Genomic DNA, 24,304 nt, shown 5'->3' with positions numbered 1-24,304 from the left:
CGCTCGCCGGCTGCGCCCGTGCCGACGAGCCACCGGTGATCACTGACGGCCCCCCGCCGCTGGCCGCCGAGGTGGTGCTGGAGAAGTCCGGCGGCATCGCCGGGGTGACCGACACCGTCCGGGTCGAGCCGCACGGTCAGTGGACGAGGACCGACCGCGCCGGCGCCTCCCGGGAGGGGCGGCTCAGCGACACGGAACTCGCCCGGCTGCGGCAGCTCACCGCCGACCCCCGGCTGGCCGCCGAGGCCGCCGTGACAGTGCCGCCGCCCATGTGCGCCGACGCGTTCACCTACCGGCTCACCATCGGGCCGAACCAGGTCGGCTACGTGGACTGCCCGCCGAAGGCCACGCCGCCGGCCGTCACCGCGCAGGTGGTGGACCTGCTCAACGGCGCCACCGGCTGACCCGGCCCGACCTCAAACCCGTTCCGGCTGTGACATCGGCCTATGGCCGGTCGGCGGACGAGCGGGCCAGCATGGAAGGCATGACTCGCGCACTCATCGCCATGACCAGTCATTCCGAGCTGGGCCGCACCGGCCGCTCGACCGGCTACTACGTCGGCGAGGCCGCCGAGCCGTGGGAGGTGTTCCGGGCCGCCGGGTACGACGTCGACCTGGTGTCGGTGGCCGGCGGGGAGCCGCCCGTCGACGGCCGGGACGAGAACGACAGCACCCAGAACGACTTCCTCGCCACCGCCGGCGTCACCGACACGCCGAAGGCCGCCGACGTCGAACCGGACGGGTACGACGTGATCCTCTTCGCCGGCGGTCACGGCACCATGTGGGACTTCCCGGACGACCCCGACCTGGCCCGCATCGCCCGCTCGATCTACGAGCGCGGCGGCGTGGTGGCCGCCGTCTGCCACGGCCCGTCGGCGCTGGTGAACCTCACCCTCACCGACGGCTCCCGGCTGATCGCCGGCAAGCGGGTGGCCGGGTTCACGAACAGCGAGGAGGCGGCCGTCGGCCTCACCGACGAGGTGCCGTTCCTGCTCGCCGACAAGCTCACCGAGGCCGGCGCGCAGCACGTGCCGGCACCCGACTTCACCGAGCACGTGGTGGTCGACGAGCGTCTGGTGACCGGCCAGAACCCGCAGTCCGCCCGCGCCGTGGCCGACGCCGTGGTGAAGCTGCTCGCCTGAGCGCCGGTCAGATCCGGTAGTCGTCGGGCAGGCCGGTGGCACGCAGCTCGGGCGGCAGGTGGGCGACGTCGTTGAACGCGATGAGCGCCGGCGGGCCGCCCGAGCTGTAACGGATCACGGTCAACCCGCAGTTCTGCTGGTTGAGCCCGATCCACCGCCGGGCCGGCGCCTCCAGCGCGCTCAGCACCAGCCAGGCGACCAGGAAGTTGTGGGTGACGACCAGCTCGCGTACGTCACCCTGCGCGGGGGCGGCGGCGAACCGGGCCACCGCCTCCGCCGTCACGCGCGGCCCGTCCCGCCGCTCCCGCTCGGTGAAGCCGGCCAGGAACGCCACGTACGACTCCGGCAGGCCGGCCGGCTCGGTGTCGTGCGGCATGTGGTCGCCCGCGCGGTCGTCCTCGCGTACCGGAACACCCGGCAGCGACGCCGCGACCAGCCCGGCGGTCTCCGCGGCCCGGCGGGCCGGCCCATGGTGTACGGCGGCGAAGCGCGTTCCGCGCAGCCGCTCGCCCAGCAGCGTCGCCTGCCGCCGGCCCCGCTCGGACAGTCCGGTGTCCGCCTCCTCCTCCGCGCGGTCCTGCTCGCCGTGACGGACCAGGTAGAGCAGGCGGCTGGGCATCGGCACCTCCACGGTCGGGGACCGCGAGACTAACCCGGTCGCTCGCCGACGATCCGCCCCGTCGGCTCCCGGCGGAGGGCACCCGGGCGACCTCGGGACGGCCCGATCGTCCGTTCAGCTCCGCCCGAGTCGACTGGTGTGTGTGTCAGTGCGGGGGCTCGCCGGACCGCAGTCCATCGACGAGGAGCGCGACCATGCGCCGCCCGTAGTCGGGTTCCTCGTCCGGCATGGGCGCGCACAGTTTCGCAACGGCGTACAGCAGGTCCTGGGCACTGATCCGGGCCCGGACCTCGCCGCTGGCTGTCGCGGCCTTGAGCAACGACTCGAGGGCCGGTCCCAGCTTCTGCAGGAGATATCCGGGCAGGCCGTCGAACGCCGGATCGCCGGAGTGCAGGGCCACGGCAAATCCGCGTTTCGTCGCGACGAACGCGGTGAACCGGTCGAGCCACTTCGCGAGGGCTACCCCCGGTTCGTGCGTGGCGGCCAGGGCCGGGGCCGCGTCGGCGCATGCGTCGATCTCCCGCTCGATGACGGCCTTGATCAGGTCCGCGCGCTGCGGGAAGTGCCGGTAGAGCGTGCCGACGCCGACGCCGGCCAGATCGGTGATCTCTTTGGCGGGGGCGTCGACGCCGACGGTGCCGAAGACCGTCTTCGCCGCTTCGAGCAGGGACTCGATGTTGCGGCGCGCGTCGGTGCGCATCCGGCGCGGGGCGCGGTCGCGAACACCGGAATCTGCTCTGTTGTCGGACACAGCTACACCTCCCTTGCTTTTCCGGAAAGCCTTTCCGTATAGTTCCGGAAAGGCTTTCCACCTAACGACGATACCGCAGGGAGACGCTCATGCAGTACCGCACCCTGGGCCGGACGGGCATCAAGGTCAGCCCGTACGCGCTCGGCACGCTGATGTTCGCCACCGTGATCGGGAATCCCGACCCCGACGACTCGATCAAGGTCATTCACAAGGCGCTGGACGCGGGGATCAACGTCGTCGACACCGCCGATGCCTATGGCGACTCGGAGGAGATCGTGGGTAGGGCCCTCAAGGGCCGCCGGGACAACGTCGTCCTCGCGACCAAGGTGGGCCTGCCCAGGCTGATCGCGCTGCCCCGGACGCCGGGCGCGGCCACCGACCCCAACCGGCGAGGCGCCTCCCGCCGCTGGATCATGACCGCGGTTGAGGACTCGCTGCGCCGCCTGCAGACCGACCACATCGACCTCTACCAGATCCAGCGGCCGGACCCCGACACCGACATCGAGGAGACGCTCTCGGCACTCTCCGACCTGATCCGCAGTGGCAAGGTCCGGGCGATCGGGTCATCCACGATGCCCGCCTCAGACATCGTCGACGCCCAGTGGGTCGCCGAGCGGCGCGGGCTGGAACGCTTCCACACCGAGCAGCCGCCCTACTCGATCCTCAATCGCGGCATCGAGAGCGAGGTGCTGCCGGCCGCGCAGCGCTACGGGATGGGCACGCTGGTGTGGGGCCCACTCGGGCAGGGAATGCTCACCGGCCGGGTCCGCAGGGGCGAGCAGAACGACCTGCGCCGTGCCCGCTTCTCCAAACACCTCACCGACGAGCGCCGGATCGACATCGTCGAACAACTCATCCCGCTCGCCGACGAGGCAGGCCTGCCGTTGACCCACCTCGCCATGGCATTCGCCATCGCACACCCCGGCGTGACCAGCGCAATCCTCGGCCCGCGCACGATGGAGCACCTCGACGACCTGCTCGCCGGCGTCGACGTCACGCTCACCGACGAGATCCTCGACCGGATCGATGAGATCGTCGCGCCCGGCACCGATGTCACCCGGCTCGACCAGGCCTATCTGCCCCCGGCCCTGCTGAACCCGAACCTGCGCCGCCGGCCGGTCGGCGAGCGTGGCGCCGCCTGATCGTCATGCCCAGTGGTGATGTCTGCTCCAGGTCAGCCGGATCGCCTGCGGGCTCTCATGAGCCCGCCGCTGTCACTGGCCGGATCGCAGCGACTGCCGCCGCGAATTGCCTTGTGGAATTGGAGCCCCCGGCCGGGATCGAACCGGCGACATCTCGCTTACAAGGCGAGTGCTCTGGCCAGCTGAGCTACAGGGGCGCGTGCGTAGGGGTCAGCATAGCGACTGAGCCCCGGAAATCCCGCCTCGCAGGGGTCCCGAGCACGGAAAACGTCGGTATCCCGACCGGGATGACGATGGATCATCACCCGGCCGCGCTCCCAGACGGGGAGATTGATGCCTCGCCGTGCCCCTGTGCCCGTTATGCGTATGCCGTCCGTCCCATCCGTCGCGCCACGTCTTGGCACGATCGCGAAAGCCGTTTACCGTGCAGTGACACGGACGACACTCCGGCCGGCCTCGGCTGCCTGAGCGACGACCCCGTTGGCCGGCGCCTTGGGCGCCGGTCGCTCCTTCACTCGGATCGTCCGGCACGTTCCTGCCGGTGAAAGGAAGCGCTCCATCATGGCTACGGTCACCTACTCGAAGGCGTCCCGGATCTATCCGGGCACCGAGCGCCCCGCCGTCAACCAGCTCGACCTCCAGATCGGTGACGGGGAGTTCCTCGTCCTGGTCGGCCCGTCCGGCTGCGGCAAGTCCACCAGCCTCCGGATGCTCGCCGGCCTGGAGGACGTCGACGACGGCGCGATCTACATCGACGACCGGGACGTCACCCACCTCCCGCCGAAGGCCCGCGACATCGCGATGGTCTTCCAGAACTACGCCCTCTACCCGCACATGACGGTGTACGAGAACATGGCGTTCGCCCTCAAGCTGCGCAAGACCTCGAAGGCGGAGATCGACCGGCGGGTCAAGGAGGCGGCCGGGCTGCTCCAGCTGGAGGAGTTCCTCAGCCGCAAGCCGAAGGCGCTCTCCGGCGGTCAGCGCCAGCGTGTCGCCATGGGCCGCGCGATCGTCCGCGAGCCGCAGGTCTTCCTCATGGACGAGCCGCTGTCGAACCTCGACGCCAAGCTGCGTGTGCAGACCCGTACCCAGATCGCCTCGCTCCAGGCGAAGCTGGGCGTCACCACCGTCTACGTCACCCACGACCAGGTCGAGGCCATGACCATGGGTCACCGGGTGGCGGTCATGCTGGACGGCGTGCTCCAGCAGGTGGACACCCCGCGGGCGCTCTACGACACCCCGGCCAACGTCTTCGTCGCCGGCTTCATGGGCTCCCCCGCCATGAACATCAAGACGGTGAAGCTGACCGAACAGGGCGGCGCGTTCGCCGAGATGATCGTGCCGCTGACCCGCGAGCAGGTCCAGGCGGCCAACGCCGAGGGCGGCGACGGCAAGGTCACCGTCGGCTTCCGGCCGGAGGACTGCGACCTCGTCAGCCCGTCCGAGGGCGGCATGCCGGTCGTGGTCGAGCTGGTCGAGGACCTGGGCTCGGACGCGAACATCTACGGCCACGCCGCGCTGGAGGGCCACAACGAGCGGTTCGTGGTCCGCACCGACCGGCGCAGCATGCCGAACATGGGCGACACCGTGTTCGTCAAGCCGCGTACCGGCCGCAGCCACGTCTTCCACGCCGCCACCGGCCAGCGGATCTGACGTACACGAAAAGGGGCGGCCCGCCACGGCGGACCGCCCCTTTTCGTTGCTCTCGGGTCAGGCCTCGACGGACCGGCGGCGGGCGACCTCGGCGAGCGTGACCGCGGCGGCGACGCTGGCGTTTAGCGACTCCACCTCGGAGACCATCGGGATGCTGACGGTCAGGTCGCAGGTCTCCCCGACCAGGCGGGACAGCCCTCGGCCCTCCGAGCCGACCACCACGACGAGCGGGCCGACGGCGGCCTCCAGGTCGTACAGGTCGGTCTGCCCGTCGGCGTCCAGGCCGACCACGACGAAGCCGGCCTCCTTGCACGCCTTGAGCGACCGGGTCAGGTTGGTGACCTGGGCCACCGGCACGCGCGCGGCCGCGCCGGCGCTGGTCCGCCAGGCGGTCGCGGTGATCCCGGCGGCACGCCGTTCGGGTACGAAGACACCCTGCGCGCCGAACGCGGCGGCCGAGCGGATGACCGCGCCGAGGTTACGCGGGTCGGTGACGCCGTCCAGCGCGACGAGCAGCGGAGCGGCCTGCTCCAGCGCCGCCGCGACCAGGTCGTCGAACGGCTCGTAGGCGAACGGCGGCACCTGGAGGCCGACGCCCTGGTGCAGCACCCCGCCGGTCATCCGGTCCAGCTCGGCGCGGCTGACCTCCAGGATCGCGATGCCCCGGTCGGCGGCGGTGCGGACGATCTCCTTGACCCGGTCGTCCATGTCGATGCCCTGCGCGGTGTAGAGCGCGGTCGCGGGCACCTGGGTGCGCAACGACTCCAGCACCGGGTTGCGCCCGACCAGCAGCTCGGGGCTGTCCTTCGCCGGGTTGGCCTTGCGGCCCGGCGCGACCCGGGGGCCGCCCCGGCCGGCGGGCTTGCCCTTGCCGCCCTTGAGCGGCACACCGGCCCGGCTGCCCTTGCCCCAGGTGGTGTCCTTGGTGCCGGGCTGGCCGATCTTGGGCGCACGCCCCTCCTCGGCGGCGGTGCGGCGCTCCTTGTCCTGCTTCCAGGCGGTGCGCTGGGGCAGCTTCTCGGTGCCCGAGTACGCCTTGTGCCAGGGCCGCTCGTCGGCGGGCAGCGTGCGGCCCCGCCCGGCGAGGGAGTCCTTGTTCTTGCCACCGGTGCCCTTGGGGGCGCCCGCCTTCGGCGTCAGTCGCCGGCCACGGCGCTGCGAGTTGCCGGCCATCAGTCCTGCTCTCCAATAGTCCAACGCGGGCCCTGGGGGGTGTCCTCGACGACCACGCCGGCCTGCTTGAGCTGGTCGCGTACGGCGTCGGCGGCGGCCCAGTCCTTGCGGCCGCGGGCCTGCGCGCGCTGCTCCAGGGCCAGCGCGATCAGGGAGTCCACCACGCCGCGCAGGTCGTCCGCGCGGCCGCCACCGGTCCAGGCCGGGTCCAGGGGGTCGACGCCGAGGATATCCAGCATCGCCCGGGTGGCGGCGAGCGCCGTGCGGACGGTCACATCGTCCCCGGCGGTGAGCGCGGTGTTGCCGTCACGAACCACCTCGTGCAGCGCCGCCAGCGCCGCCGACGTGTTGAGGTCGTCGTCCATCGCGGCCACGAAGGCGTCCGGCAGGCCGCCGGGCTGGCCCGTGCCGACCCGCTCGGCCGCCCGCTGCACGAAGCCCTCGATCCGCCGGTACGCCACGGCGGCCTCGCGCAGCGCGTCCTCGGAGTAGTCGATGCGGGAGCGGTAGTGCGCGGCGACGTAGTAGTAGCGCAGCTCCACCGGGCGGACCCCGAGCGAGGCCACGTAGTCGAGGTCGAGCGTGTTGCCGAGCGACTTGCCCATCTTGGTGCCGCCGATGCCGAGCAGGCCGTGGTGCACCCAGTAGCGGGCGAACGGCAGGTCGGCGGCCTGCGACTGGGCGATCTCGTTCTCGTGGTGCGGGAACGTCAGGTCGAGCCCGCCGCCGTGGATGTCGAACTCGGGGCCCAGGTAGCGCCAGCACATGGCCGAGCACTCGATGTGCCAGCCGGGGCGCCCGCGCCCCCACGGCGACGGCCAGTAGGCGTCGGCCGGCTCGCCCGGCTTGGCGCCCTTCCAGAGCGCGAAGTCACGCGGATCCCGCTTGCCCCGGTCGGGGGCGTCGCCGGCGGGCTGCATGTCCGCCGGGGACTGGCCGGACAGCGAGCCGTACGCGGGCCAGGAGGCCACGTCGAAGTAGACGTCGCCGGAGCCGTCGGTGGCCGGGTAGGCGTGGCCGGTCTCGATCAGCCGGACGATCAGCTCGTGCATCTCCGGGATGTGCCCGGTGGCGCGCGGCTCGTACGTCGGCGGGAGCACGTTGAGCGCCCGGTAGGAGGCGGTGAGGATCTGCTCGTTGGCGTACGCGATCGACCAGAACGGCCGGTCCTGCTCCATCGCCTTGGCCAGGACCTTGTCGTCGATGTCGGTCAGGTTGCGGATGAACGTGACCTCGAAGCCCTTGCTGAGCAGCCAGCGGCGCAGCACGTCGTAGTTGACGCCGGAGCGAAGGTGGCCGATGTGGGGCGGGGCCTGGAGCGTGAGACCACACAGGTAGACCCCCACCTTGCCGGCTTCCCGCGGGACGAAGTCCCGCACCGATCGGGTGGCGGTGTCATACAGGCGTAGCGTCACCTCACAAGGGTAGCCGTCCGCACATTTCCGGGTTGGCCGGAGCCGGGTCGTACGCTGCGTGCTGTGGACACGGCGGCACGCACGGGAGAGACCGCACAGACCCTGGACCGGGGTCTGCGGCTGCTGCACCTGGTCGCGGACGCGCCGGGCGGGCTGACAGTCACCGAGGCGGCGCACCGGCTGGGCATCGGCCGGGCGGCCGTCTACCGGCTGGTCGGCGCGCTGACCGGCCACGGCATGCTCCGGCGCGACGGCGAGGGCCGGCTGCGCATCGGCGTGGGCGTGCTGCACCTGGCCCGCCGCGCCCAGCCCCTGCTGGCCGAGGGGGCGTTGCCCGCGCTGCGCCGCCTCGCCGAGGGCACCGGGGCGACCGCCCACCTGACAGTGGTCGAGGGCGGCGAGGGGGTCGCGCTGGCGGTGGTCGAGCCGAGCTGGACGTCCTTCCACGTGGCGTACCGGACCGGCACCCGGCACCCGCTGGAGCGGGGCGCGGCGGGCCGGGCGGTGCTGGCCGGGCGGGCCGGCGATCCGGGGCCGGTGAGCACCAGCGGCGAGCTGCAGTCCGGCGCGTACGGAGTGGCCGCCCCGGTGCTCGGCGTGCCGGGTCTGGAGGGCAGCGTGGGGGTGGTGTCGCTGACCCCGCTCGACGTGGCGGACGTCGGCGCCCAGGTCACGGCCGCCGCCGAGGCGGTAGCCGCAGCGCTCTCCTAGCACATCGGCGGGCCGCTCGGGGGTTGTCCACAGGGCGCGAAGGGCGGCACGGCTGCGGCTGTCCACAGGGGTATCGATCTCCACCCGTGCGCCGCCACGCTCGTCCCATGCCACCTCAACCTCATCGACCGCCGGAGCTGGCCTGGCAGGTCTTCCGGGGCTCGGAAGCGATCCGGCGCGGGCTGCTGTCCCGGCACCACCTGCGGGGCGCGTCCTGGATCCGGCTCCGGCAGGACGTGTACGCCGACGCGCGGCTCGACCGCGACCACGCGCTGGCCTGCCGCGCCGCGCTGCTGCGCATGCCGCCGGGCGCGGTGGTCGCCGGCCCTTCGGCGGCCTACCTGCACGGGGTCGAGCACGCCGCCGGCCTCACCGACGACGTGCACGTCCTGCTGCCGGCCACGGTCCGGGCCGACTCCCAGCCGGGTGTCCGGGTGCACCACGCCCCGATGTCGAGCACACGCAGCGGCCTCCTGGTCCCGGTCGGCGGCGCGGCACCCGCACGAACGAGCCCATTCGTCGGCACGGGGTCGCCCGCCGCATCGAACCCCTTCGCAGAGTCGTCCCCCGGTGCGGTGATGATCCTGGACGGCCCGCCGCCGCGTACCGAGCCGGTCGCCTGTGCCTGGGAGACAGCGGTCTGGGCCGATCCGGTGAAGGCGGTCGGCATCATCGACGGGCTGTTGCGTACCGGTTCGGTCAGCCGCTCGGCACTGGCGGGCGAGGCGGCCCGGAACGCCTGTCGCCCCGGTGGGCGGCGGGCGGCGTGGGTGTTCGGCCTGACCGACGGGCTGGCCCAGTCACCGCCCGAGTCCCACCTGCGGGTACGCCTTGTCCTCGCCGGCCTGCCGCGCCCGGTGGCCCAGCATCCGGTGCGCGTGTCGACCGGCCTGATCCTGCACTCCGATCTGGCCTGGCCGGGGTTCCGGGTCGCCGTCGAGTACGACGGTCAGTGGCGCGCCGACGCGGACCGCACGCACCTCGACCGGAGGCGGCTCAACCAGCTTGTCGAAGCCGGCTGGCTGGTGTTGCACGTGACCGGCCGCCGCCTGCGCAAGGAGTTCCCCGCCCTGGTCCGGGAGATCCGCGCCGCACTGGTGGCCCGGGGATGGCGGCCGTGACGCCCGCCGTCCGGAAGGAAGCCGGAACGCCGAAGTGGCGGCGTCCGGGAACTCCGGACACCGCCACTTCGGGGAAACGGTCGTTACGGTCGGACGTTCGGCTTGACCGGGGTCTTCACCGCGGCGTAGGCGTCGACGATGCCGTAGCCGTAGAAGCCGTTGAAGTTCAGCGAGCCCGCGCAGTACGCGTCGAACTCGGCGTCCCGGCCCTCGTTGGTGTAGGACTGCAGACGCGGCTCCGGGCAGGCGTGCTCGGCCGCCGTCCGGTAGAGGTGCTGCTCGACCAGGTTCGGCGCCATGCCGTAGCCGTTGCGGCCCTCTTTCTTGCCGTGCTTGCTGACGATCAGCGCGGCCACACCCGAGACGTGCGGGGACGCCATCGAGGTGCCCTGCAGGTAGGTGTAGTAGCCACACTCACCCTTGGCGGTGCACTGCTTGAACACCGATTCCTCGAAGCCGGCGACGATGTTGCCGTTCTCGTCGACCGACCCCTCCTCCTGGAGCACCTTCTTCGGGTACGTGGAGAGGATCATGTTGGCGTCGGTGCGGTACGTGTCGGTGCCGAAGCCGTCCCGGAACCAGCCACCCGGCGCCGCCACCGAGATCTGCTCGGTGCCGTAGTTCGAGTAGTCAGACTTCTTGCCGGACGGGCCGACCGCCGACACGCCGATCACGTGCGGGCCCTCGACCGGCAGGTCCCAGCAGGTCGCGTTGTCGATCGGGCGCGGGTACGGGTCGGCGCCGTAGTCCGGGCTGCTCACGTCGGTACGCGGCGCGCCCAGGTCCTCGTGGTTGTTGCCGAGCGAGCCGACCAGCGTGACGCCCTTGCGGTGCGCGAAGTTCAGCGCCCGCTTCATCGCCTCGATGACGGTGCGCTGCTCGGCCTGCGCCTCCGGCGAGTCGGCCGGGTTGGCGGTGCAGTTGTAGAGCCACGGGTCGACGTAGAAGGACATGTTCACCACGTCCAGCCCGGAGCGGCCCGCGTGCACCAGGGCGTTCACCACCGGGTTGAGGAAGAAGTACCCGCTGTCCTGGCCGCCCTTCAGCTCCACAAGGGAGACGTTCGGGGCCACGCCGGACAGGCCGAAGCCGTTGGCTGCGGCGCCGATGGTGCCGGCCACGTGCGTGCCGTGCCCGCCGTCGTCGGTGCCGACCGGGTCGAGGCAGCTCGCCACCTCGCACGGCCCGTCGACCTCGGGGATGTCCGGGGCGAAGTTGCGCGACAGCGCCCAGTTGAAGTTCGGTGCCAGGTCGGGCTGGCTGGCGTCGACGCCGGTGTCCAGGATGCCGACGGTGACCCGGCGGTCGCCCGGCTCGATCTTGCGGGCCTTGTCGGCCCGGATCATGTCCAGACCCCAGAGCTTGTCGTCGAGCGGGTCCATCTTCTTGTTCTTGCCCTTGGCGACCTTGCCCTTCGTCGCCGCGGCGGCCAGCAGGTGCTCCTGCTCGACCCGGTCCAGCTTCGGCTTGCGGCCGATCGCCTTCTCCTCGGCGGCGCCGACCAGCGCGCCGGCCGCGTTGGCCCGGCTGGCGAAGTCCGCCCGGTCGCTGGTGACCTGGAAGAGGCCGACGTCGTCGGTGCGGGCGACGACCTTGCCACCGGCGGCGGCGATCGCGGCGATCGCGGCGTCGGTGGAGACGCCGCTCTCGGCCAGCACGGTGAAGGTCCGGGTGTCCGACGGCGCGGCGCTCGCCGGAATGCTCAGGCCGGTCACCGTGAGTGCCAGCGAGGCCGCAGCCGCGACCGCGCCGACGGTGAAGCGCTTGCTCACCACATCAGATCCTCTCGTTGAGGGACGTGGTGTCATCCCACATCACGGGAGCGCGTTCCGCCAGATCGACGTCCGTTATCGGCGGCAACTAGGCATTCGCGTTCGTCAAGGCGATAAGCACCTCGGACAGGTCGGCGAGCGTGGCCACCTCGGCGTCGGGTTCGAGGCCCCGTGGACGGGGCAGTCCGGCCCGGTTGAGCCAGATCGCACGCAGCCCGGCCCGCTGCGCGGCCACCACGTCGTGCTCCGGCGAGTCACCGACGTGGACGATCCGGGACGCCGGCAGCCCGGACGCCGCCACCACCGCGCCGAAGAACTCAGCGGCGGGCTTCTTGGGCAGACCGCCCTCGTGCGCGTACAGCTCGAACGCGAACTGCCCGTCGAGGCCGCAGCGTTCGGCACGACTGTTGCCGTTCGTGGCGAAGCCCAGCACGTGGTGCGGGCGCAACGCCGCCAGCGCGGGCAGCACGTCCGGGAAGGGGCGGCTCAGCGCGTACCGGCGGGCGAAGAACAACGCCGCGAACTCGTCCAGGTCCGCCTCCAGCCCGGCCCGGGCCAGCGAACGGACCAGCGCGGCCCGCCGGATCTCCTGCACCGGGGCGGCGCTGAGCGCGCCGAAGACCGCACCCCAGTCCTCCTCCAGGTCCGCGAGCGCCACGGCGGCCGCCGCCGGGGTCCGCCGCCGCATCTCCTCGAGTACGGCGACGAGGGCGCCGGTGACCGCCGGGCGCAGGTCGACGAGGGTCTCGTCGGCGTCGAAGACGACGGCGCCGCGTGGCCCGCTCACCGGTCACCGGCCGGCACCGGTTCGGCCGCCGCCGGCGTCGGCACCGGTTGTGGCGCGCCCCGCAGTTCGTCTGCCCGGACCAGGGCGACGCCGCCGAGGATGAGCACGCCGCCGGCCAGCTGGATCAGGCCGGGCAGTTCGTCGAGCACCAGCCAGGCGATCAGCACCGCGAACATCACCTCGGTCAGCCCCACGAAGGAGGACAGCCGCGCTCCGAGCAGCCGGGTGCTGGCGACACCGGCGAGGTACGCGACCACCGCGGCGATGAGCGACAGCCCGGCGACCGGCACCAGCCAGCTCACCCGGTGCCCGCCGAAGGTGACGTCGGCGGTGCCGGCGGTGAGCGGCAGCGCGCCGATGCCGCCGAGCAGGAGCAACGCCAGCGCGCCGACCGCCATGCCACCGCTGGCCATCACCACCGAGGGCAGACGCGCGTCGGTCCGGCCGGCGATGACGAAGTATCCGGCCAGCCCGACGCCCGCACCGAGCCCCCAGAGCACGCCCACCGGGTCGAGTCGCCCGGCACCGGTGAGGTCGAGGACGAGGACCAGTCCACACAGGGCGGTGACGGAGCCGGCCACTGTCAGCAGCCGGGGTCGCTGCCCGTGGGCCAGCCACATCCATCCGACCACGAGCACGATGCCGAGGTATTCCAGCAGGAGCGCCACACCGACCGGAAGGTAGCGGACCGCGTTGAAGAAGCACGCCTGCGCCGTGGCCACGCCGAGCAACCCGAACAGCACCACGCTGAACGCGTTGCGGCGCAGCACCGCCCACCTGCCGCGCAGCGCCAGCACGGCGGGGACGGCGAGCACCAGCGCGGCGATGCCGACCCGGGCGATCACCACAGCTACCGCCGACCACCCCCCGGTGATCAGTGGGCGGGCGAAAGTGCCCGACGTGGCGAACGTGATCGCGGAGAGCAGTGCCAGGCCGAGCCCGACGCTGGACCGTTCACGCATCGGCAACTCCTGGTCATGAGTGAATGGAGGTTATGCTGATGACGCTAGGCGTAGCCTCCGACAGGAGTCAAGTTGCTTTTCGCTCATGACACCGAATGTGCGCTGGTCAGCGCCGCGGCACTGGTGAACACCGCCGACGGCGACCGGGAAGGGCTGCCCGACGTGGCCGCCCTGGACGCCTTCTTCACCACCCACGGGTGGAGCGGCCGGCACGAGCACACCGACGCCGAACTGCGCCAGGTCCGCGCGCTGCGGCCCCCGCTGCGCCGCATCTGGTACGCCGACACCGACGAGGTGGTGGCGATCGTCAACGGACTGCTGCGCGAGTCGCAGGCGCTGCCGCAACTCGTCCGGCACGACGACGAGCCGTACCACCTGCACGCGGTGCCACGGGACGCGCCGCTGGCGACCCGGATGGCGGTCGAGGCCGCGATGGCGATGGCCGACCTGGTCCGGGCGGGCGAACTGAGCCGGCTGCGGCACTGCGACCACCCCGACTGTGACAACGTGCTCGTCGACCTGTCCCGGAACCGGTCCCGCCGGTTCTGCGACGCCGGCTGCGGCAACCGGGCCGCGGTCAGCGCCTACCGGGCCCGCAAGGCCGCCGCGTCCCACTCCTGACGCGTCGCGGGCCAGTCGTCGCGGCGCAGCTCGTACTCCACCTCGCCGTGCTCCGTACCCGGAATCGGGTCGTCGAAGGTCAGGTGGAAGGTGCGGACGTAGCGCAGCCCGGCGCGGGCCATCACCGCGCGGGAGCGGTCGTTGATCGTCATCGTCTCGGCCCACACCCGGCGGACGCCCACCGTGTCGAACGCGTGCCGCACCAGCGCCCGTGCGCCCTCGGTCGCAAGCCCGTGTCCCCACGCCGCGCGGCGCAGCCGGTAGCCCAGCTCCGCCTCGGTGCCGTCCTCGGACGGGTCGAGCGCGAACCAGCCGAGGAACTCGCCGCTGAACCGGTCCAGCGCCGCCCAGCGGCCGAGCCCGGGATGCCGGTCGTACCCGGCGAGCACCCGGGGCAGCACCTCGTCCCGGAACGTCCCGGCCGGCGTCGGCGCGCCACCGGTCAGGAAGCGCATGACCTCCGGGTCGGCGTCCAGCGCCACCAGCCGGTCCACGTCGTCCATCGTGAACCGGCGCAGCGTCAGCCGCGCGGTCTCCAGCAACACGTCGCCGTCGTCACGCACGGTCGGATCATGCCGCGCTCACTGTGGCCGGTCGAGGCAATTACCGGCACCGGCTCAGGGGTGGGTCATCCGCAGCAGGTCCAGTGCCTCGTCCAACTGGGTCTCGGTGAGCGTGCCCGAGTCGACGTGCCCCCGGGAGATCACCACCTCGCGGATGGACACCTGCTTGGCCAGCGCCTCCTTGGCGATCGAGGCGGCCTCGTCGTAGCCGAGATGGCGGTTGAGCGGGGTGACGATCGACGGCGAGCCCTCCGCGTACGCCAGGCAGACCTCGGCGTCCGCGACCAGGCCGGCCACCAGCCGCTCGGCGAACAGCCGGCTGGACGCGGCGATCAGCTTGATCGACTCCAGCAGGTTGCGGCCCATCACCGGGAGCATCACGTTCAGCTCGAAGTCGCCCTGCGACCCGGCGAACGCCACCGCCGCGTCGTTGCCGACCACCTGGGCGCAGACCTGCCGCATCGCCTCGGCGACCACCGGGTTCACCTTGCCCGGCATGATCGACGATCCCGGCTGGAGGTCCGGGATGCGCAGCTCGCGCAGCCCGGCACGCGGGCCGGAGCCCATCCAGCGCACGTCGTTGGCGATCTTGTAGAGGCCGACCGCGATGGTACGGAGCTGGCCGGACGTCTCCACCAGCGCGTCCCGGGCGCCCTGCGCCTCGAAGTGGTTGCGCGCCTCGGTCAGCGGCAGCCCTGTCGACTCCCGCAGCTTGCCGATCACCCGGTCGGCGAAGCCCAGCGGCGTGTTGATGCCGGTGCCGACGGCGGTGCCGCCCAGCGGCAGCTCGGCCAGCCGGGGCAGCGCCGACTCCAGCCGCTCCACGCCGTAACGCACCTGCGCGGCGTAACCGCCGAACTCCTGCCCGAGCGTGACCGGCGTGGCGTCCATCAGGTGGGTACGCCCGGCCTTGACCACCGTCTCGAACTCGGCCGCCTTCTCCTCCAGCGCGTCCGCGAGCTGCTTCAGCGAGGGGATCAGATCCTCCACCACGAACTGGGTGGCGGCCAGGTGGATCGAGGTGGGGAACACGTCGTTGCTGGACTGCGACGCGTTGACGTGGTCGTTCGGGTGCACGTCCCGGCCCAGCTCGCGGCTCGCCAGCGTGGCGATCACCTCGTTCGTGTTCATGTTGGACGAGGTGCCGGACCCGGTCTGGAAGACGTCCACCGGGAACTGGTCGTCGTAGCCGCCCTCGGCCACGTGCGCGGCGGCGGTGGCGATCGCCTGCGCCACGTCCGCGTCGATCACGCCCAGCTCACCGTTGACCAGGGCTGCCGCGCCCTTGATCTGGGCCAGTGCCTTGATCTGGGCCGGCTCCAGCCCGCGCCCGGAGATCGGGAAGTTCTGCACCGCGCGCTGGGTCTGCGCCCGCCACAGCGCGTCGGCGGGCACCTCCACCTCGCCCATCGAGTCGCGTTCGATCCGGTAGCCGGTCGCCTCAGGAGTCGTCACGCATACCATCCTGCCGCGCCGCCAGGCGGTGTGCAGGGAAAGTGGCGCGCCCCTCAGCCCAGCTCGGCCAGCAGCCTCTCCGTCTCCCGCTGGTCCGGCGACTCGACCCGACGGAACAGTGCCAGCGCCCGCCCTGCGTAACGGCGAGCCCGCTCGGCGTCGGTGTACCTCAGGCAGCGGGCCATGCCGTCGAGCGCACGAGCCTGCTCGTAGCGTGCGCCGAGCCGAGCGGCGTCGGAGAGCACCCGTCGGTGCAGGTCCAGCGCGCTGGCGACGTCGCCCTGATCGAGGATCGCCCGGGCCAGCAGGTTCCTGGTGGCACACTGCCCGACCAGATCCCCGGCGTCGGTCATGGCCACGAGCGCTTCCCAGTGCAGCTCGGCGGCCAGTTCCGGCCGGCCCTCCTCGCGCTCCATCGTGCCCAGCTCGTTGAGCAGCTCACCCTCGCCGTAGCGGTTGCCCACCTGGCGCTTGAGCCTTACGCCGGCACACAGGAGCCGAAGCGCGGGGCCGCGCTCGCCCCTTCGGTGCCGCGCCATCCCGAGGTGGCCGATGGCGTTACCTACCTGCCGCAGATCGCCGGCCTGCCGGGCCACGGCCATCTGATCGCGGCACATCCGCACCGCCTCGTCGTAGCGGCCGATCTCGATAAGCGTGAACGCCAGGTTGTTCAACCAGCTCAAGAACGAGGTCGGGTCCGGCATCCGGCGAGCGGGCACCAGCAGCGACTCGAACACCTTGATGGCCCGCTGGGGCTGTCCGTCGACCCCGTACGCCGTGCCGAGGTTACCGAGCGCCTTGACCAGGTCGTCCCGGCGGCCGAGCCGCCGGTAGATGCCGACCGCCGCCTCCATCCGCCGGATGGCCTCTGCGAACCTCGCCCGGCGGTAGTCCGCCGAAGCCAGATAGTTGAGCATCGTGGCCACTGCTTCGTCGTCGCCCAGGCGCTCCGCGGCACGCAGACCGATCTGGTGCGTCTCCACCAGATCGTCGAGGTGGCCGCCGTAGAAATTTATCGGCCAGCCCACCCGGGCGAGCTGCCAGCTCTGCTGCAGGAAACCCTCCTGTTCGGCCAACCGGACCAGGGCCGTCAACGCCGGCCGATTCTCCTCCAGCCACGGGCGGCCGAGGGCGACGGTGCCGGCCACCAGGTCGGATCGAACCGGCTCGGGCAGCGACGGGCGTCCGACCGAATCGATCGGCTTCCCCAACGCCGCGGCGACGTGCAGGTGAAAGTCGACGAGCCGTACCGTCGCCGCACTTCGCTCCTCAACGGTCTCGCGTTGCGCGACGAGCATGCGCGCGTACTCCCGGATCAGATCGTGCAGCCGGTAGCGGCCCGGCTCCGCCTCGTCGACGAGGTGCGCGTCGACGAGTTCGTCGAGGGCATCCTGGGCCTCCGGCACCGACAGCTCCGCCAGCACCGCCGCCACCCGGTTGTCGGCGGTGACGCCCGGGTGCAGCCCGAGCAGCCGGAAGACCCGTTGCGCGCCCGGTGACACCTGCTCGTACGACAGCGCGAAGGCGCGGGCCACCGAGCGCTCCCCGACCACCAGCTCGGCCAGCGGCTCGGACGCGCCGGCCAGCCGCTGCGCCAGGTCCGCCACCCGCCAGCGCGGCCGGTGCGCGAGCCGGGCCCCGGCCAGCCGCAGGGCCAGCGGAAGGTGCCCGCAGCGGCGGGCCACCTCCGCCGCCGCCTCGGGCTCGGCGGCCACCCGCTCCGCGCCGGCCACCCGGGCCAGCAGCTCGACCGCCTCGTCAGCGTCGAGCACCGGAAGAGAGGACGGGCGGCCCGAGTCCAGGCCGACCAGGCGACGTCTGCTGGTGATCAGCACGAGGCAGTCCGGGCCGTTCGGCAGCAACGGCGCCACCTGGTCCGCGCCGGCGGCGTTGTCGAGCACCACCACGGCCCGCCGGCCGGCCAGCTCCGACCGCCACATCGCCAGCCGGTCCGCCAGCTCGGCCGGCACCCGCTCGGCCGGCACGCCGAGCTGCCGGAGCAGGGCGGCCGCCGCCGAGGCGGTGCTCAGCGGGCTGCGTTCGCTGTGCCCGTACAGGTCGACGAAGAGCTGCGCGTCGGGGAACCGGCCGGCGACAGCGGTCGCCACCTGCACGGCGAGCGCGCTCTTGCCGCTACCCGCCATGCCGTCGACGAGCTGGACCCGGCTGCCCTCCTCGATCTCCCGCACCAGCCGGGCCACCGTCTGCTGCCGCCCGGTGAAGTCGCTGATCGCGCGCGGCAGCGCGCGTACCGGTGCGGTCGCCCGGGTCTCCGAACCGCTCAACGCCAGGTCGCCGGCGAGGATCCGCTGGTGCAGCTCCTGCAACGCCGCGCCGGGTTCGATGCCCAGCTCCTCGGCGTAGATCCGCCGCCCCTCCCGGTAGACGGCGAGCGCGTCCGCGTGGCGACCGACCGCCGAGAGGGCCAGCATCGACTGCCCGCGCAGTCGTTCCCGCAGCGGGTTGCGCTCGACCGCCTCGGTCAGCTCGTCGATCAGGTCGGCCGCCATGCGCAGCCGCAGCTCGATGTCGACGCAGTCCTCCAGCACGGCGAGCCGCTGCTCGTCCAGCGCCCGGGCCCGTTGCCGCACGTTGCGGGCGGTGATGCCGGCCAGCGCCGGGCCACGCCACAGCGCCAGAGCGGCGCGGTAGTGCTGACGTGCCTCGGTCAGCCGGCCGGCGGCGGCGTTCCGGCGGCCTGTCTCCACACTGCTCGCGAACACCTCGGCGTCGAGGTCGCCCGCCTCGACGCGGATGGTGTAGCCGGCCGGGTCGGTGACGATGGTCCCGGCCGGCAGTCCGAGCCGCGCGAACCGCTGCCGCAGGCGCGACACGCAGCTCTGGAGCTGGGTACGCGCGGTGGCTGGTGGGCGCTCCTCCCAGACGGCGTCGACCAGATCGTCTACCGGCACCACCCGTCCGGGACAGAGCAACAACACGGCGAGCACGGTCCGATCCCGTCCCGCGGTGACCGTGGCTTCACCGCCACCGACCCGCAGGGGCCCCAGGATCCCGAACCGCATCCGCGCTCCCGCCTGTCATGAGCAACATTCAGCAGAGTAGCCCGACGATCACCAGGTGCTTCCAGGAGGCGATAGCGATTCGATAGCGGTTCGGCAGCGGCCTGGCCCAGACTTTCCGCGGGTTGTCGGTTACGGCATCCGACGGGGGCGGTGCGCCTGTCCGGCCACACGGCCGGGCAGGCGCACCGATGTCGATGCGCGACAAACACGCCGAGGGGCGCCCGGGTCGTCCCGGGCGCCCCTCGCGCACGTCTGAACTCAGCGCCGCCCGACGGTGAGCACCGGCTTGGTCACCTCGGCGAAGAAGTCGTTGCCCTTGTCGTCGACGACGATGAAGGCGGGGAAGTCCTCCACCTCGATCTTCCAGACCGCCTCCATGCCCAGCTCGGCGTACTCCAGCACCTCGACGTGCTTGATGCAGTCCTGCGCCAGGCGGGCGGCCGGGCCACCGATCGAGCCGAGGTAGAAGCCACCGTGAGACTGGCAGGAGCGGGTGACCTGGGCGGACCGGTTGCCCTTCGCGAGCATCACCATCGAGCCGCCGGCCGCCTGGAACTTCTCCACGTACGCGTCCATCCGGCCCGCGGTGGTGGGACCGAACGAGCCGGAGGCGTAGCCCTCGGGGGTCTTCGCCGGGCCGGCGTAGTAGACCGCGTGGTCACGCAGGTATTGCGGCATCGGCTCGCCCGCGTCCAGCCGCTCGGCGATCTTCGCGTGCGCGATGTCCCGGGCCACGACGAGCGGGCCGGTCAGGGACAGCCGGGTCTTCACCGGGTACTTCGACAGCTCGGCCCGGATCTCGTCCATCGGCCGGTTCAGGTCGACGCGGACGACCTCCTCGGTCTCCAGCGTCTCGTCGGTCACGTCGGGCAGGTAGCGCGCCGGGTCGGTCTCCAGCCGCTCCAGCCAGACGCCCGACGGGGTGATCTTCGCCACCGCCTGCCGGTCGGCCGAGCAGGACACCGCGATCGCGACCGGGCAGGAGGCGCCGTGCCGGGGCAGCCGCACCACCCGTACGTCGTGGCAGAAGTAGCGCCCGCCGAACTGCGCGCCGATGCCGAAGTTGCGGGTCAGCTCCAGCACCTCGGCCTCCAGCTCCAGGTCACGGAAGCCGTGCGCGCTCATCGAGCCCTGAGTGGGCAGCGCGTCCAGGTATTTCGCGGAGGCGTACTTCGCGGTCTTCAGCGCGTACTCGGCGGAGGTGCCGCCGATGACGATGGCCAGGTGGTAGGGCGGGCAGGCGGCGGTGCCGATGAGCCGCAGCTTCTCCTCCAGGAACTGCATCATCCGCGTCGGGTTCAGCAGCGCCTTGGTCTCCTGGTAGAGGTAGGACTTGTTGGCCGAGCCGCCGCCCTTGGCCATGAACAGGAACTTGTACGCGTCGGGGTGGCCGTCCGGGTCCTCGGCGTACAGCTCGACCTGGGCGGGCAGGTTGCTGCCGGTGTTCCGCTCGTCCCACATGGTCAGCGGGGCGAGCTGCGAGTAACGCAGGTTGAGCCGGGTGTACGCCTGGTAGACGCCGCGCGAGATCGCCTCCGCGTCGGTGCCGTCGGTGAGCACGTGCCGGCCGCGCTTGCCCATCACGATCGCGGTGCCGGTGTCCTGGCACATCGGCAGCACGCCACCGGCCGCGATGTTCGCGTTGCGCAGCAGGTCGAGCGCGACGAAGCGGTCGTTCGGCGAGGCCGCCGGATCGTCGATGATCGACCGGAGCTGGGCCAGGTGCGCCGGGCGCAGGAAGTGGGCGATGTCGTGCATCGCCTCCGCCGTGAGCGCGGTCAGCGCGCCCGGATCCACGGTCAGGAACCGGCGGCCTCCCGGGCCGTTGACGACGTCCACGCCCTCGTCGGTGACCAGGCGGTATTCGGTCTCGTCGGGGCCGGTCGGCAGCAGGGGTGCGTACGAGAATGCGGCGGCACTGCTCATGACCGAAAAGCCTAGGGCAGAGGCGTCGATCGGTGGCACCCGCAGGTGGGTGGTGGGACGACGCTCTCACAGGCAGTCACCCGCCGTCGGCGCAGAGTTCCCGTTTCGGCCCGCAACTGCCCTGGCCGGTCGGCGGGCGCCAGCTGCCGTCCGGGTCCGGCGCGACCGGTGCGCCGTCCTGCTCCGGTCCCGGCACCGCTGCCGTACCGGCGCCCCAGCGAACGTACCCGATCTCCCGTCCCTCGCCGATGATCATGCCGTTCGGGCCGACCGCCAGCGCGTTCGCCGACGTGCGCAGCTCGACCAGCACCCGGCCCCCGCGCGGCTCGACAGCGATCAGCCGGGACGGCTTCTCCTCGGTGATCACCGCCGCGTACGGGGTGAGTGCCGCGCCGCTCTTGCCGCCTGCCGGCCGGGTCCAGCGGGTCCGGTCGGCGGACAGCTCCCGGCCCAGCAGCGAGCCCTTGTCGGCGCTGCGCACCACGGCGTAGCGGTCGTCCACGGCGAGCAGCTTCTCGCCGTCCGCGCCGACCTGGAGCAGGCGTCCGTCGTACCCGTCGAGCACCGCCTCGCGCCCGTCCGGGGCCACCCCGATGAGTACGTTGCGCCCGCCCTGCGGATCCTCCCGCTGCACGCAGCCGGCGTAGTCGGCGGTGCGCAGGTTGAGCCCGGTACGCCGCCACACCTGCTGACCGTTGGCCGGGTCCACAGCGGTGACCGCGTAGTAGCAACCCCCGTCCCGGGAGGTGGCGGCGATCCGGAGCAGCCGGCCGCCGACCACGGCGAGCCGCTCCTCCCGGCCGGGCTGGACGTTCTGCAACACCCGGCCGGTGGCGGTGTCCACCACGTGCACCCGCCCGTCGACCGGGAAGCCGAGCAGCGGTGGGACGGACTCCGGCCCGGCCACCCCGCCGTCGATCCGGTTGGCGCCCAGTCGCCGGGTACCGAGCAGTTCCGGGTTGTCGGCGAGCACGCCGCTGTGCACGCCGGGCAGGAACGCGCTCCACAACGGGACGGTGCCACGCGGCTCCCAGGCACGCAGCGTGCAGTCGGTGGGCTGCACGCAGTACGCGTCCAGCAGCAGGTTCCGGTACGTCCAGACGGCGATCGCGCGGTCGTCGCGGCGGCGGGTCACGCCGCTGACCGGGTCGAGCACCTCGTACCCCTTGTCGAGCAGCCGGCCCACGGCGACGACCGGGTCCCGGTCGCCGCCCGCGACCGCCGACCAGTCGGCCTTGCGTTCCCACAGCCGGCTGCCGTCGGCGAGGTTGCGCGCCTCGATGCGGGTGCGCTGCTCCACGATCACGGTGTCGCCGGCGATGGTGACGCTGCGCGGCGTGCCGCCGACGCGTTGCTGCCAGGCCACATCCGGCTCGGAGATCGGCTTGCTGCGGTCGACCCAGTCCCACAGTGCCGGGAAGGGGTTCCAGACGCCTGTCGCGGCGAGGACGACCACGGTGACGAGCCCGAGCAGCAACCAGCCGCGTACGCCTAGGCCCTTCACACCGCACACGGTAGCGACGATCACCTGTCCCCCGGGCCGCGTGCGGCGCGTGTCGCGGCGCTTCTTGGGTGGGTGAGGTGTTAATAGGGGGCCCTTCCACCTCCGAATGCGTTAACAGGGGGCCCTTCCTTACCCGCGGGCGGCGGAGCGGACGAGCGGCAACGTGCGGTACGGGATCTGCTCGGCCAGCGCGATGATCGTGGACGCGCGCCGGATGCCCTCCGAGGCGACGATCTGGTCGATGACCCGCTGGAGGTCGGCGTTCGACCGGGCGACGATCCGGCAGAGCATGTCGCTGGAGCCGGTGATGGTGTGCGCCTCCAGCACCTCGGGGATGGCGGCCAGGTGCGCGGTGACCTGGTCGTGGCCGTGTCGCTGGCTGATCTCCAGGGTGACGAAGCTGGTCACCCCGAAGCCGATGGCGGCGGGCGTGATGTCCGGCCCGAACCCGGTCACCACGCCCCGGCCGACGAGCTTGTCGAGCCGGGCCTGGACCGTGCCCCGGGCCACGCCGAGTCGGCGGGAGCACTCCAGCACACCGATCCGCGGCTCCTCCGCCAGCAGTTCGATCAAGCGCGCGTCCAGGTCGTCGAGCTGTACATCCTGACCAGTGTTCATGGTGTCCGACGGTACCGAATGCACAACCTGACCAGGAATAATGCTAACTGTTGCCCAACTCACCGTGACCCGTAGATCCTCGCCGGAAGAGCACATCCACGGCGGCCCCCGAGGCCGGCCGGTACGCGAGGGAGGCCACCATGACCCAGGCGATCGACCGACCCCAGTCGACCGAGGAGGTCGACGTCGACGCTCTCGTCGGCGCGGTCGACCACGACATCACCCGCGACCCGTTCCCGGTCAAGGGCATGGACCACGTCCACTTCCTGGTGGGCAACGCCAAGCAGGCGGCGCACTACTACTCCACCGCGTTCGGCATGACCTGCGTCGCGTACCGGGGTCCGGAGCAGGGCTACCGGGACCACGCGCAGTACGTGCTGACCAGCGGTTCGGCCCGCTTCGTGCTGACCGGCGCGGTACGCCCGGACGCCGACGGCGCCGACCACGTGGCGAAGCACAGCGACGGCGTCTGCGACATCGCGCTGGAGGTGCCGGACGTGGACGCCGCGTACGCGCACGCGTTGGCGCAGGGCGCGACCGGCGTGGTCGAGCCGCACGACGTCAGCGACGAGCACGGCACCGTGCGGATGGCCTCCATCGCCGCGTACGGCGACACCCGGCACAGCCTGGTCGACAGGTCCCGCTACACCGGCCCGTTCCTGCCCGGCTTCGTCGCTCGCGGCCCGATCGTGGACCGGCAGCCGATGATCGACGCCGGGCTCCAGCCGAAGCGGTTCTTCCAGGCGGTCGACCACGTGGTCGGCAACGTGGAGCTGGGCCGGATGGACGAGTGGGTCGAGTTCTACAAGCGCGTCATGGGCTTCTCGAACATGGCGGAGTTCATCGGCGACGACATCGCCACCGACTACTCGGCGCTGATGAGCAAGGTGGTCGCCAACGGCACCCGCAAGGTGAAGTTCCCGCTCAACGAGCCGGCCGTGGCCCGCAAGAAGTCGCAGATCGACGAGTACCTGGAGTTCTACCAGGGCCCCGGCGCCCAGCACATCGCGGTGGCCACCAACGACATCCTGGCCAGCGTGGACGCCATGCGCGCGGCGGGTGTCGAGTTCCTGGACACGCCGGATTCGTACTACGAGGACCCGGAGCTGCGCGCCCGTATCGGCAACGTCCGGGTGCCGATCGAGGAGCTGCAGTCCCGCAAGATCCTGGTCGACCGGGACGAGGACGGCTACCTGCTCCAGATCTTCACCAAGCCGGTGCAGGACCGCCCCACCGTCTTCTTCGAGCTGATCGAGCGGCACGGCTCGCTCGGTTTCGGCAAGGGCAACTTCAAGGCCCTGTTCGAGGCCATCGAGCGCGAGCAGGAGAAGCGCGGGAACCTGTAAC

At 72.0% G+C, this 24,304-nt stretch carries 21 protein-coding genes and 1 tRNA gene; 8 read left to right on the top strand and 14 right to left on the bottom strand.

The features are described 5' to 3' along the window. Positions 1 to 35 precede the first annotated feature (35 nt). On the top strand, positions 36 to 404 hold the full coding sequence (locus AB0C17_RS17845) for a hypothetical protein (RefSeq protein ID WP_357479409.1): 369 nt from the start codon (positions 36 to 38) through the stop codon (positions 402 to 404). An 80-nt stretch (positions 405 to 484) separates the two neighbouring features. Then, positions 485 to 1,141: a type 1 glutamine amidotransferase domain-containing protein gene (locus AB0C17_RS17840; RefSeq protein ID WP_357389921.1), complete on the top strand. Its 657-nt coding sequence runs from the start codon at positions 485 to 487 to the stop codon at positions 1,139 to 1,141. Between the two features lie 7 nt (positions 1,142 to 1,148). Here AB0C17_RS17840 and AB0C17_RS17835 read toward each other — a convergent pair whose 3' ends face one another. Both AB0C17_RS17835 and AB0C17_RS17830 read right to left on the bottom strand, forming a co-directional pair. After that, complete coding sequence (locus AB0C17_RS17835; RefSeq protein ID WP_357479407.1) at positions 1,149 to 1,760, bottom strand: histidine phosphatase family protein; 612 nt, start codon at positions 1,758 to 1,760, stop codon at positions 1,149 to 1,151. A gap of 145 nt (positions 1,761 to 1,905) precedes the next feature. Then, entirely contained in the window at positions 1,906 to 2,460 is a 555-nt protein-coding gene (locus AB0C17_RS17830; RefSeq protein ID WP_357389925.1) for a TetR/AcrR family transcriptional regulator, read from the bottom strand. A 140-nt stretch (positions 2,461 to 2,600) separates the two neighbouring features. Here AB0C17_RS17830 and AB0C17_RS17825 point away from each other — a divergent pair, with 140 nt between their 5' ends. Then, positions 2,601 to 3,653 (top strand): aldo/keto reductase, encoded by a 1,053-nt coding sequence (locus AB0C17_RS17825; RefSeq protein WP_357479404.1) that lies wholly within the window; start codon positions 2,601 to 2,603, stop codon positions 3,651 to 3,653. Between the two features lie 120 nt (positions 3,654 to 3,773). On the opposite strand, the gene AB0C17_RS17820 is transcribed toward AB0C17_RS17825, so the two are convergent. Next, positions 3,774 to 3,850 (bottom strand) — tRNA-Thr (locus tag AB0C17_RS17820). Positions 3,851 to 4,214: 364 nt separating this feature from the next. On the opposite strand from AB0C17_RS17820, the gene ugpC reads away from it, so the two are divergent. Continuing rightward, positions 4,215 to 5,306, top strand: coding sequence for a sn-glycerol-3-phosphate ABC transporter ATP-binding protein UgpC (gene ugpC, locus AB0C17_RS17815; RefSeq protein WP_357389929.1), 1,092 nt, complete (start codon positions 4,215 to 4,217; stop codon positions 5,304 to 5,306). A 57-nt stretch (positions 5,307 to 5,363) separates the two neighbouring features. Here the strand turns inward: ugpC and rlmB are convergent, their stop codons facing one another. Then, on the bottom strand, positions 5,364 to 6,479 hold the full coding sequence (rlmB, locus tag AB0C17_RS17810; RefSeq protein ID WP_357389931.1) for a 23S rRNA (guanosine(2251)-2'-O)-methyltransferase RlmB: 1,116 nt from the start codon (positions 6,477 to 6,479) through the stop codon (positions 5,364 to 5,366). Beyond that, positions 6,479 to 7,894, bottom strand: coding sequence for a cysteine--tRNA ligase (cysS, locus tag AB0C17_RS17805; protein WP_357479401.1), 1,416 nt, complete (start codon positions 7,892 to 7,894; stop codon positions 6,479 to 6,481). Before cysS ends, rlmB begins: the two co-directional genes overlap by 1 nt. 63 nt (positions 7,895 to 7,957) lie before the next feature. Here cysS and AB0C17_RS17800 point away from each other — a divergent pair, with 63 nt between their 5' ends. Next, positions 7,958 to 8,605, top strand: coding sequence for a helix-turn-helix domain-containing protein (locus AB0C17_RS17800; RefSeq protein ID WP_047891141.1), 648 nt, complete (start codon positions 7,958 to 7,960; stop codon positions 8,603 to 8,605). A gap of 107 nt (positions 8,606 to 8,712) precedes the next feature. Further along, positions 8,713 to 9,726: a hypothetical protein gene (locus tag AB0C17_RS17795; protein ID WP_357479397.1), complete on the top strand. Its 1,014-nt coding sequence runs from the start codon at positions 8,713 to 8,715 to the stop codon at positions 9,724 to 9,726. 83 nt (positions 9,727 to 9,809) lie between these two features. On the opposite strand, the gene AB0C17_RS17790 is transcribed toward AB0C17_RS17795, so the two are convergent. The 3 genes from AB0C17_RS17790 to AB0C17_RS17780 form a co-directional block, all read right to left on the bottom strand. Further along, a complete protein-coding gene (locus tag AB0C17_RS17790; RefSeq protein ID WP_357385576.1) occupies positions 9,810 to 11,498 on the bottom strand; it encodes a S8 family serine peptidase in 1,689 nt (562 codons plus the stop codon). An 88-nt stretch (positions 11,499 to 11,586) separates the two neighbouring features. Beyond that, positions 11,587 to 12,285, bottom strand: coding sequence for an HAD family hydrolase (locus AB0C17_RS17785; RefSeq protein WP_357385574.1), 699 nt, complete (start codon positions 12,283 to 12,285; stop codon positions 11,587 to 11,589). Beyond that, positions 12,282 to 13,247: a DMT family transporter gene (locus AB0C17_RS17780; RefSeq protein WP_357479394.1), complete on the bottom strand. Its 966-nt coding sequence runs from the start codon at positions 13,245 to 13,247 to the stop codon at positions 12,282 to 12,284. The genes AB0C17_RS17785 and AB0C17_RS17780 overlap by 4 nt, the downstream gene beginning before the upstream one ends. Positions 13,248 to 13,319: 72 nt before the next feature. Here AB0C17_RS17780 and AB0C17_RS17775 point away from each other — a divergent pair, with 72 nt between their 5' ends. Next, on the top strand, positions 13,320 to 13,868 hold the full coding sequence (locus AB0C17_RS17775) for a CGNR zinc finger domain-containing protein (protein ID WP_357479391.1): 549 nt from the start codon (positions 13,320 to 13,322) through the stop codon (positions 13,866 to 13,868). Here AB0C17_RS17775 and AB0C17_RS17770 read toward each other — a convergent pair. From AB0C17_RS17770 to AB0C17_RS17745, 6 genes are all read right to left on the bottom strand, one after another. Continuing rightward, positions 13,832 to 14,431, bottom strand: coding sequence for a GNAT family N-acetyltransferase (locus AB0C17_RS17770; protein WP_357385568.1), 600 nt, complete (start codon positions 14,429 to 14,431; stop codon positions 13,832 to 13,834). The two genes, AB0C17_RS17775 and AB0C17_RS17770, sit on opposite strands and share 37 nt — an antisense overlap. 54 nt (positions 14,432 to 14,485) lie before the next feature. After that, a complete protein-coding gene (locus AB0C17_RS17765; protein ID WP_357479389.1) occupies positions 14,486 to 15,895 on the bottom strand; it encodes a class II fumarate hydratase in 1,410 nt (469 codons plus the stop codon). A 44-nt stretch (positions 15,896 to 15,939) separates the two neighbouring features. Further along, positions 15,940 to 18,909, bottom strand: a complete 2,970-nt coding sequence (locus AB0C17_RS17760) for a BTAD domain-containing putative transcriptional regulator (RefSeq protein ID WP_357479387.1) — start codon at positions 18,907 to 18,909, stop codon at positions 15,940 to 15,942. Positions 18,910 to 19,167: 258 nt separating this feature from the next. Then, positions 19,168 to 20,835 carry a fumarate hydratase gene (locus AB0C17_RS17755; protein WP_357479384.1) on the bottom strand — a complete coding sequence of 556 codons (1,668 nt, stop codon included), beginning with the start codon at positions 20,833 to 20,835 and terminating at the stop codon, positions 19,168 to 19,170. Between the two features lie 76 nt (positions 20,836 to 20,911). Next, the gene (locus tag AB0C17_RS17750; RefSeq protein WP_357385560.1) at positions 20,912 to 22,348 is read right to left on the bottom strand and encodes a PQQ-binding-like beta-propeller repeat protein; all 1,437 of its coding nucleotides are present in this window, start codon (positions 22,346 to 22,348) and stop codon (positions 20,912 to 20,914) included. A 120-nt stretch (positions 22,349 to 22,468) separates the two neighbouring features. After that, positions 22,469 to 22,957, bottom strand: a complete 489-nt coding sequence (locus tag AB0C17_RS17745; protein WP_357385558.1) for an Lrp/AsnC family transcriptional regulator — start codon at positions 22,955 to 22,957, stop codon at positions 22,469 to 22,471. Between the two features lie 140 nt (positions 22,958 to 23,097). Here AB0C17_RS17745 and hppD point away from each other — a divergent pair, with 140 nt between their 5' ends. Then, positions 23,098 to 24,303, top strand: coding sequence for a 4-hydroxyphenylpyruvate dioxygenase (gene hppD, locus AB0C17_RS17740; protein WP_357385557.1), 1,206 nt, complete (start codon positions 23,098 to 23,100; stop codon positions 24,301 to 24,303). The last annotated feature ends 1 nt before the right edge of the window (position 24,304 follow it).

Origin of the sequence: Micromonospora sp. NPDC048887, from assembly GCF_040649715.1 — a bacterium.
Classification (GTDB): domain Bacteria; phylum Actinomycetota; class Actinomycetes; order Mycobacteriales; family Micromonosporaceae; genus Micromonospora.
The sequence above is the reverse complement of the archived record's forward strand: the minus strand, read 5'-3'. Positions and strand labels throughout refer to the sequence as shown.

Excerpts from the sequence above, each read along its gene's own strand:
- AB0C17_RS17840 (WP_357389921.1), top strand. The coding sequence starts at position 485 with ATGACTCGCGCACTCATCGCCATGACCAGTCATTCCGAGCTGGGCCGC.
- AB0C17_RS17835 (WP_357479407.1), bottom strand. The coding sequence starts at position 1,760 with ATGCCCAGCCGCCTGCTCTACCTGGTCCGTCACGGCGAGCAGGACCGC.
- AB0C17_RS17830 (WP_357389925.1), bottom strand. The coding sequence starts at position 2,460 with ATGCGCACCGACGCGCGCCGCAACATCGAGTCCCTGCTCGAAGCGGCG.
- AB0C17_RS17825 (WP_357479404.1), top strand. The coding sequence starts at position 2,601 with ATGCAGTACCGCACCCTGGGCCGGACGGGCATCAAGGTCAGCCCGTAC.
- ugpC (WP_357389929.1), top strand. The coding sequence starts at position 4,215 with ATGGCTACGGTCACCTACTCGAAGGCGTCCCGGATCTATCCGGGCACC.
- rlmB (WP_357389931.1), bottom strand. The coding sequence starts at position 6,479 with ATGGCCGGCAACTCGCAGCGCCGTGGCCGGCGACTGACGCCGAAGGCG.
- AB0C17_RS17795 (WP_357479397.1), top strand. The coding sequence starts at position 8,713 with ATGCCACCTCAACCTCATCGACCGCCGGAGCTGGCCTGGCAGGTCTTC.
- AB0C17_RS17780 (WP_357479394.1), bottom strand. The coding sequence starts at position 13,247 with ATGCGTGAACGGTCCAGCGTCGGGCTCGGCCTGGCACTGCTCTCCGCG.
- AB0C17_RS17765 (WP_357479389.1), bottom strand. The coding sequence starts at position 15,895 with ATGGTATGCGTGACGACTCCTGAGGCGACCGGCTACCGGATCGAACGC.
- AB0C17_RS17760 (WP_357479387.1), bottom strand. The coding sequence starts at position 18,909 with ATGCGGTTCGGGATCCTGGGGCCCCTGCGGGTCGGTGGCGGTGAAGCC.
- AB0C17_RS17755 (WP_357479384.1), bottom strand. The coding sequence starts at position 20,835 with ATGAGCAGTGCCGCCGCATTCTCGTACGCACCCCTGCTGCCGACCGGC.
- AB0C17_RS17745 (WP_357385558.1), bottom strand. The coding sequence starts at position 22,957 with ATGAACACTGGTCAGGATGTACAGCTCGACGACCTGGACGCGCGCTTG.
- hppD (WP_357385557.1), top strand. The coding sequence starts at position 23,098 with ATGACCCAGGCGATCGACCGACCCCAGTCGACCGAGGAGGTCGACGTC.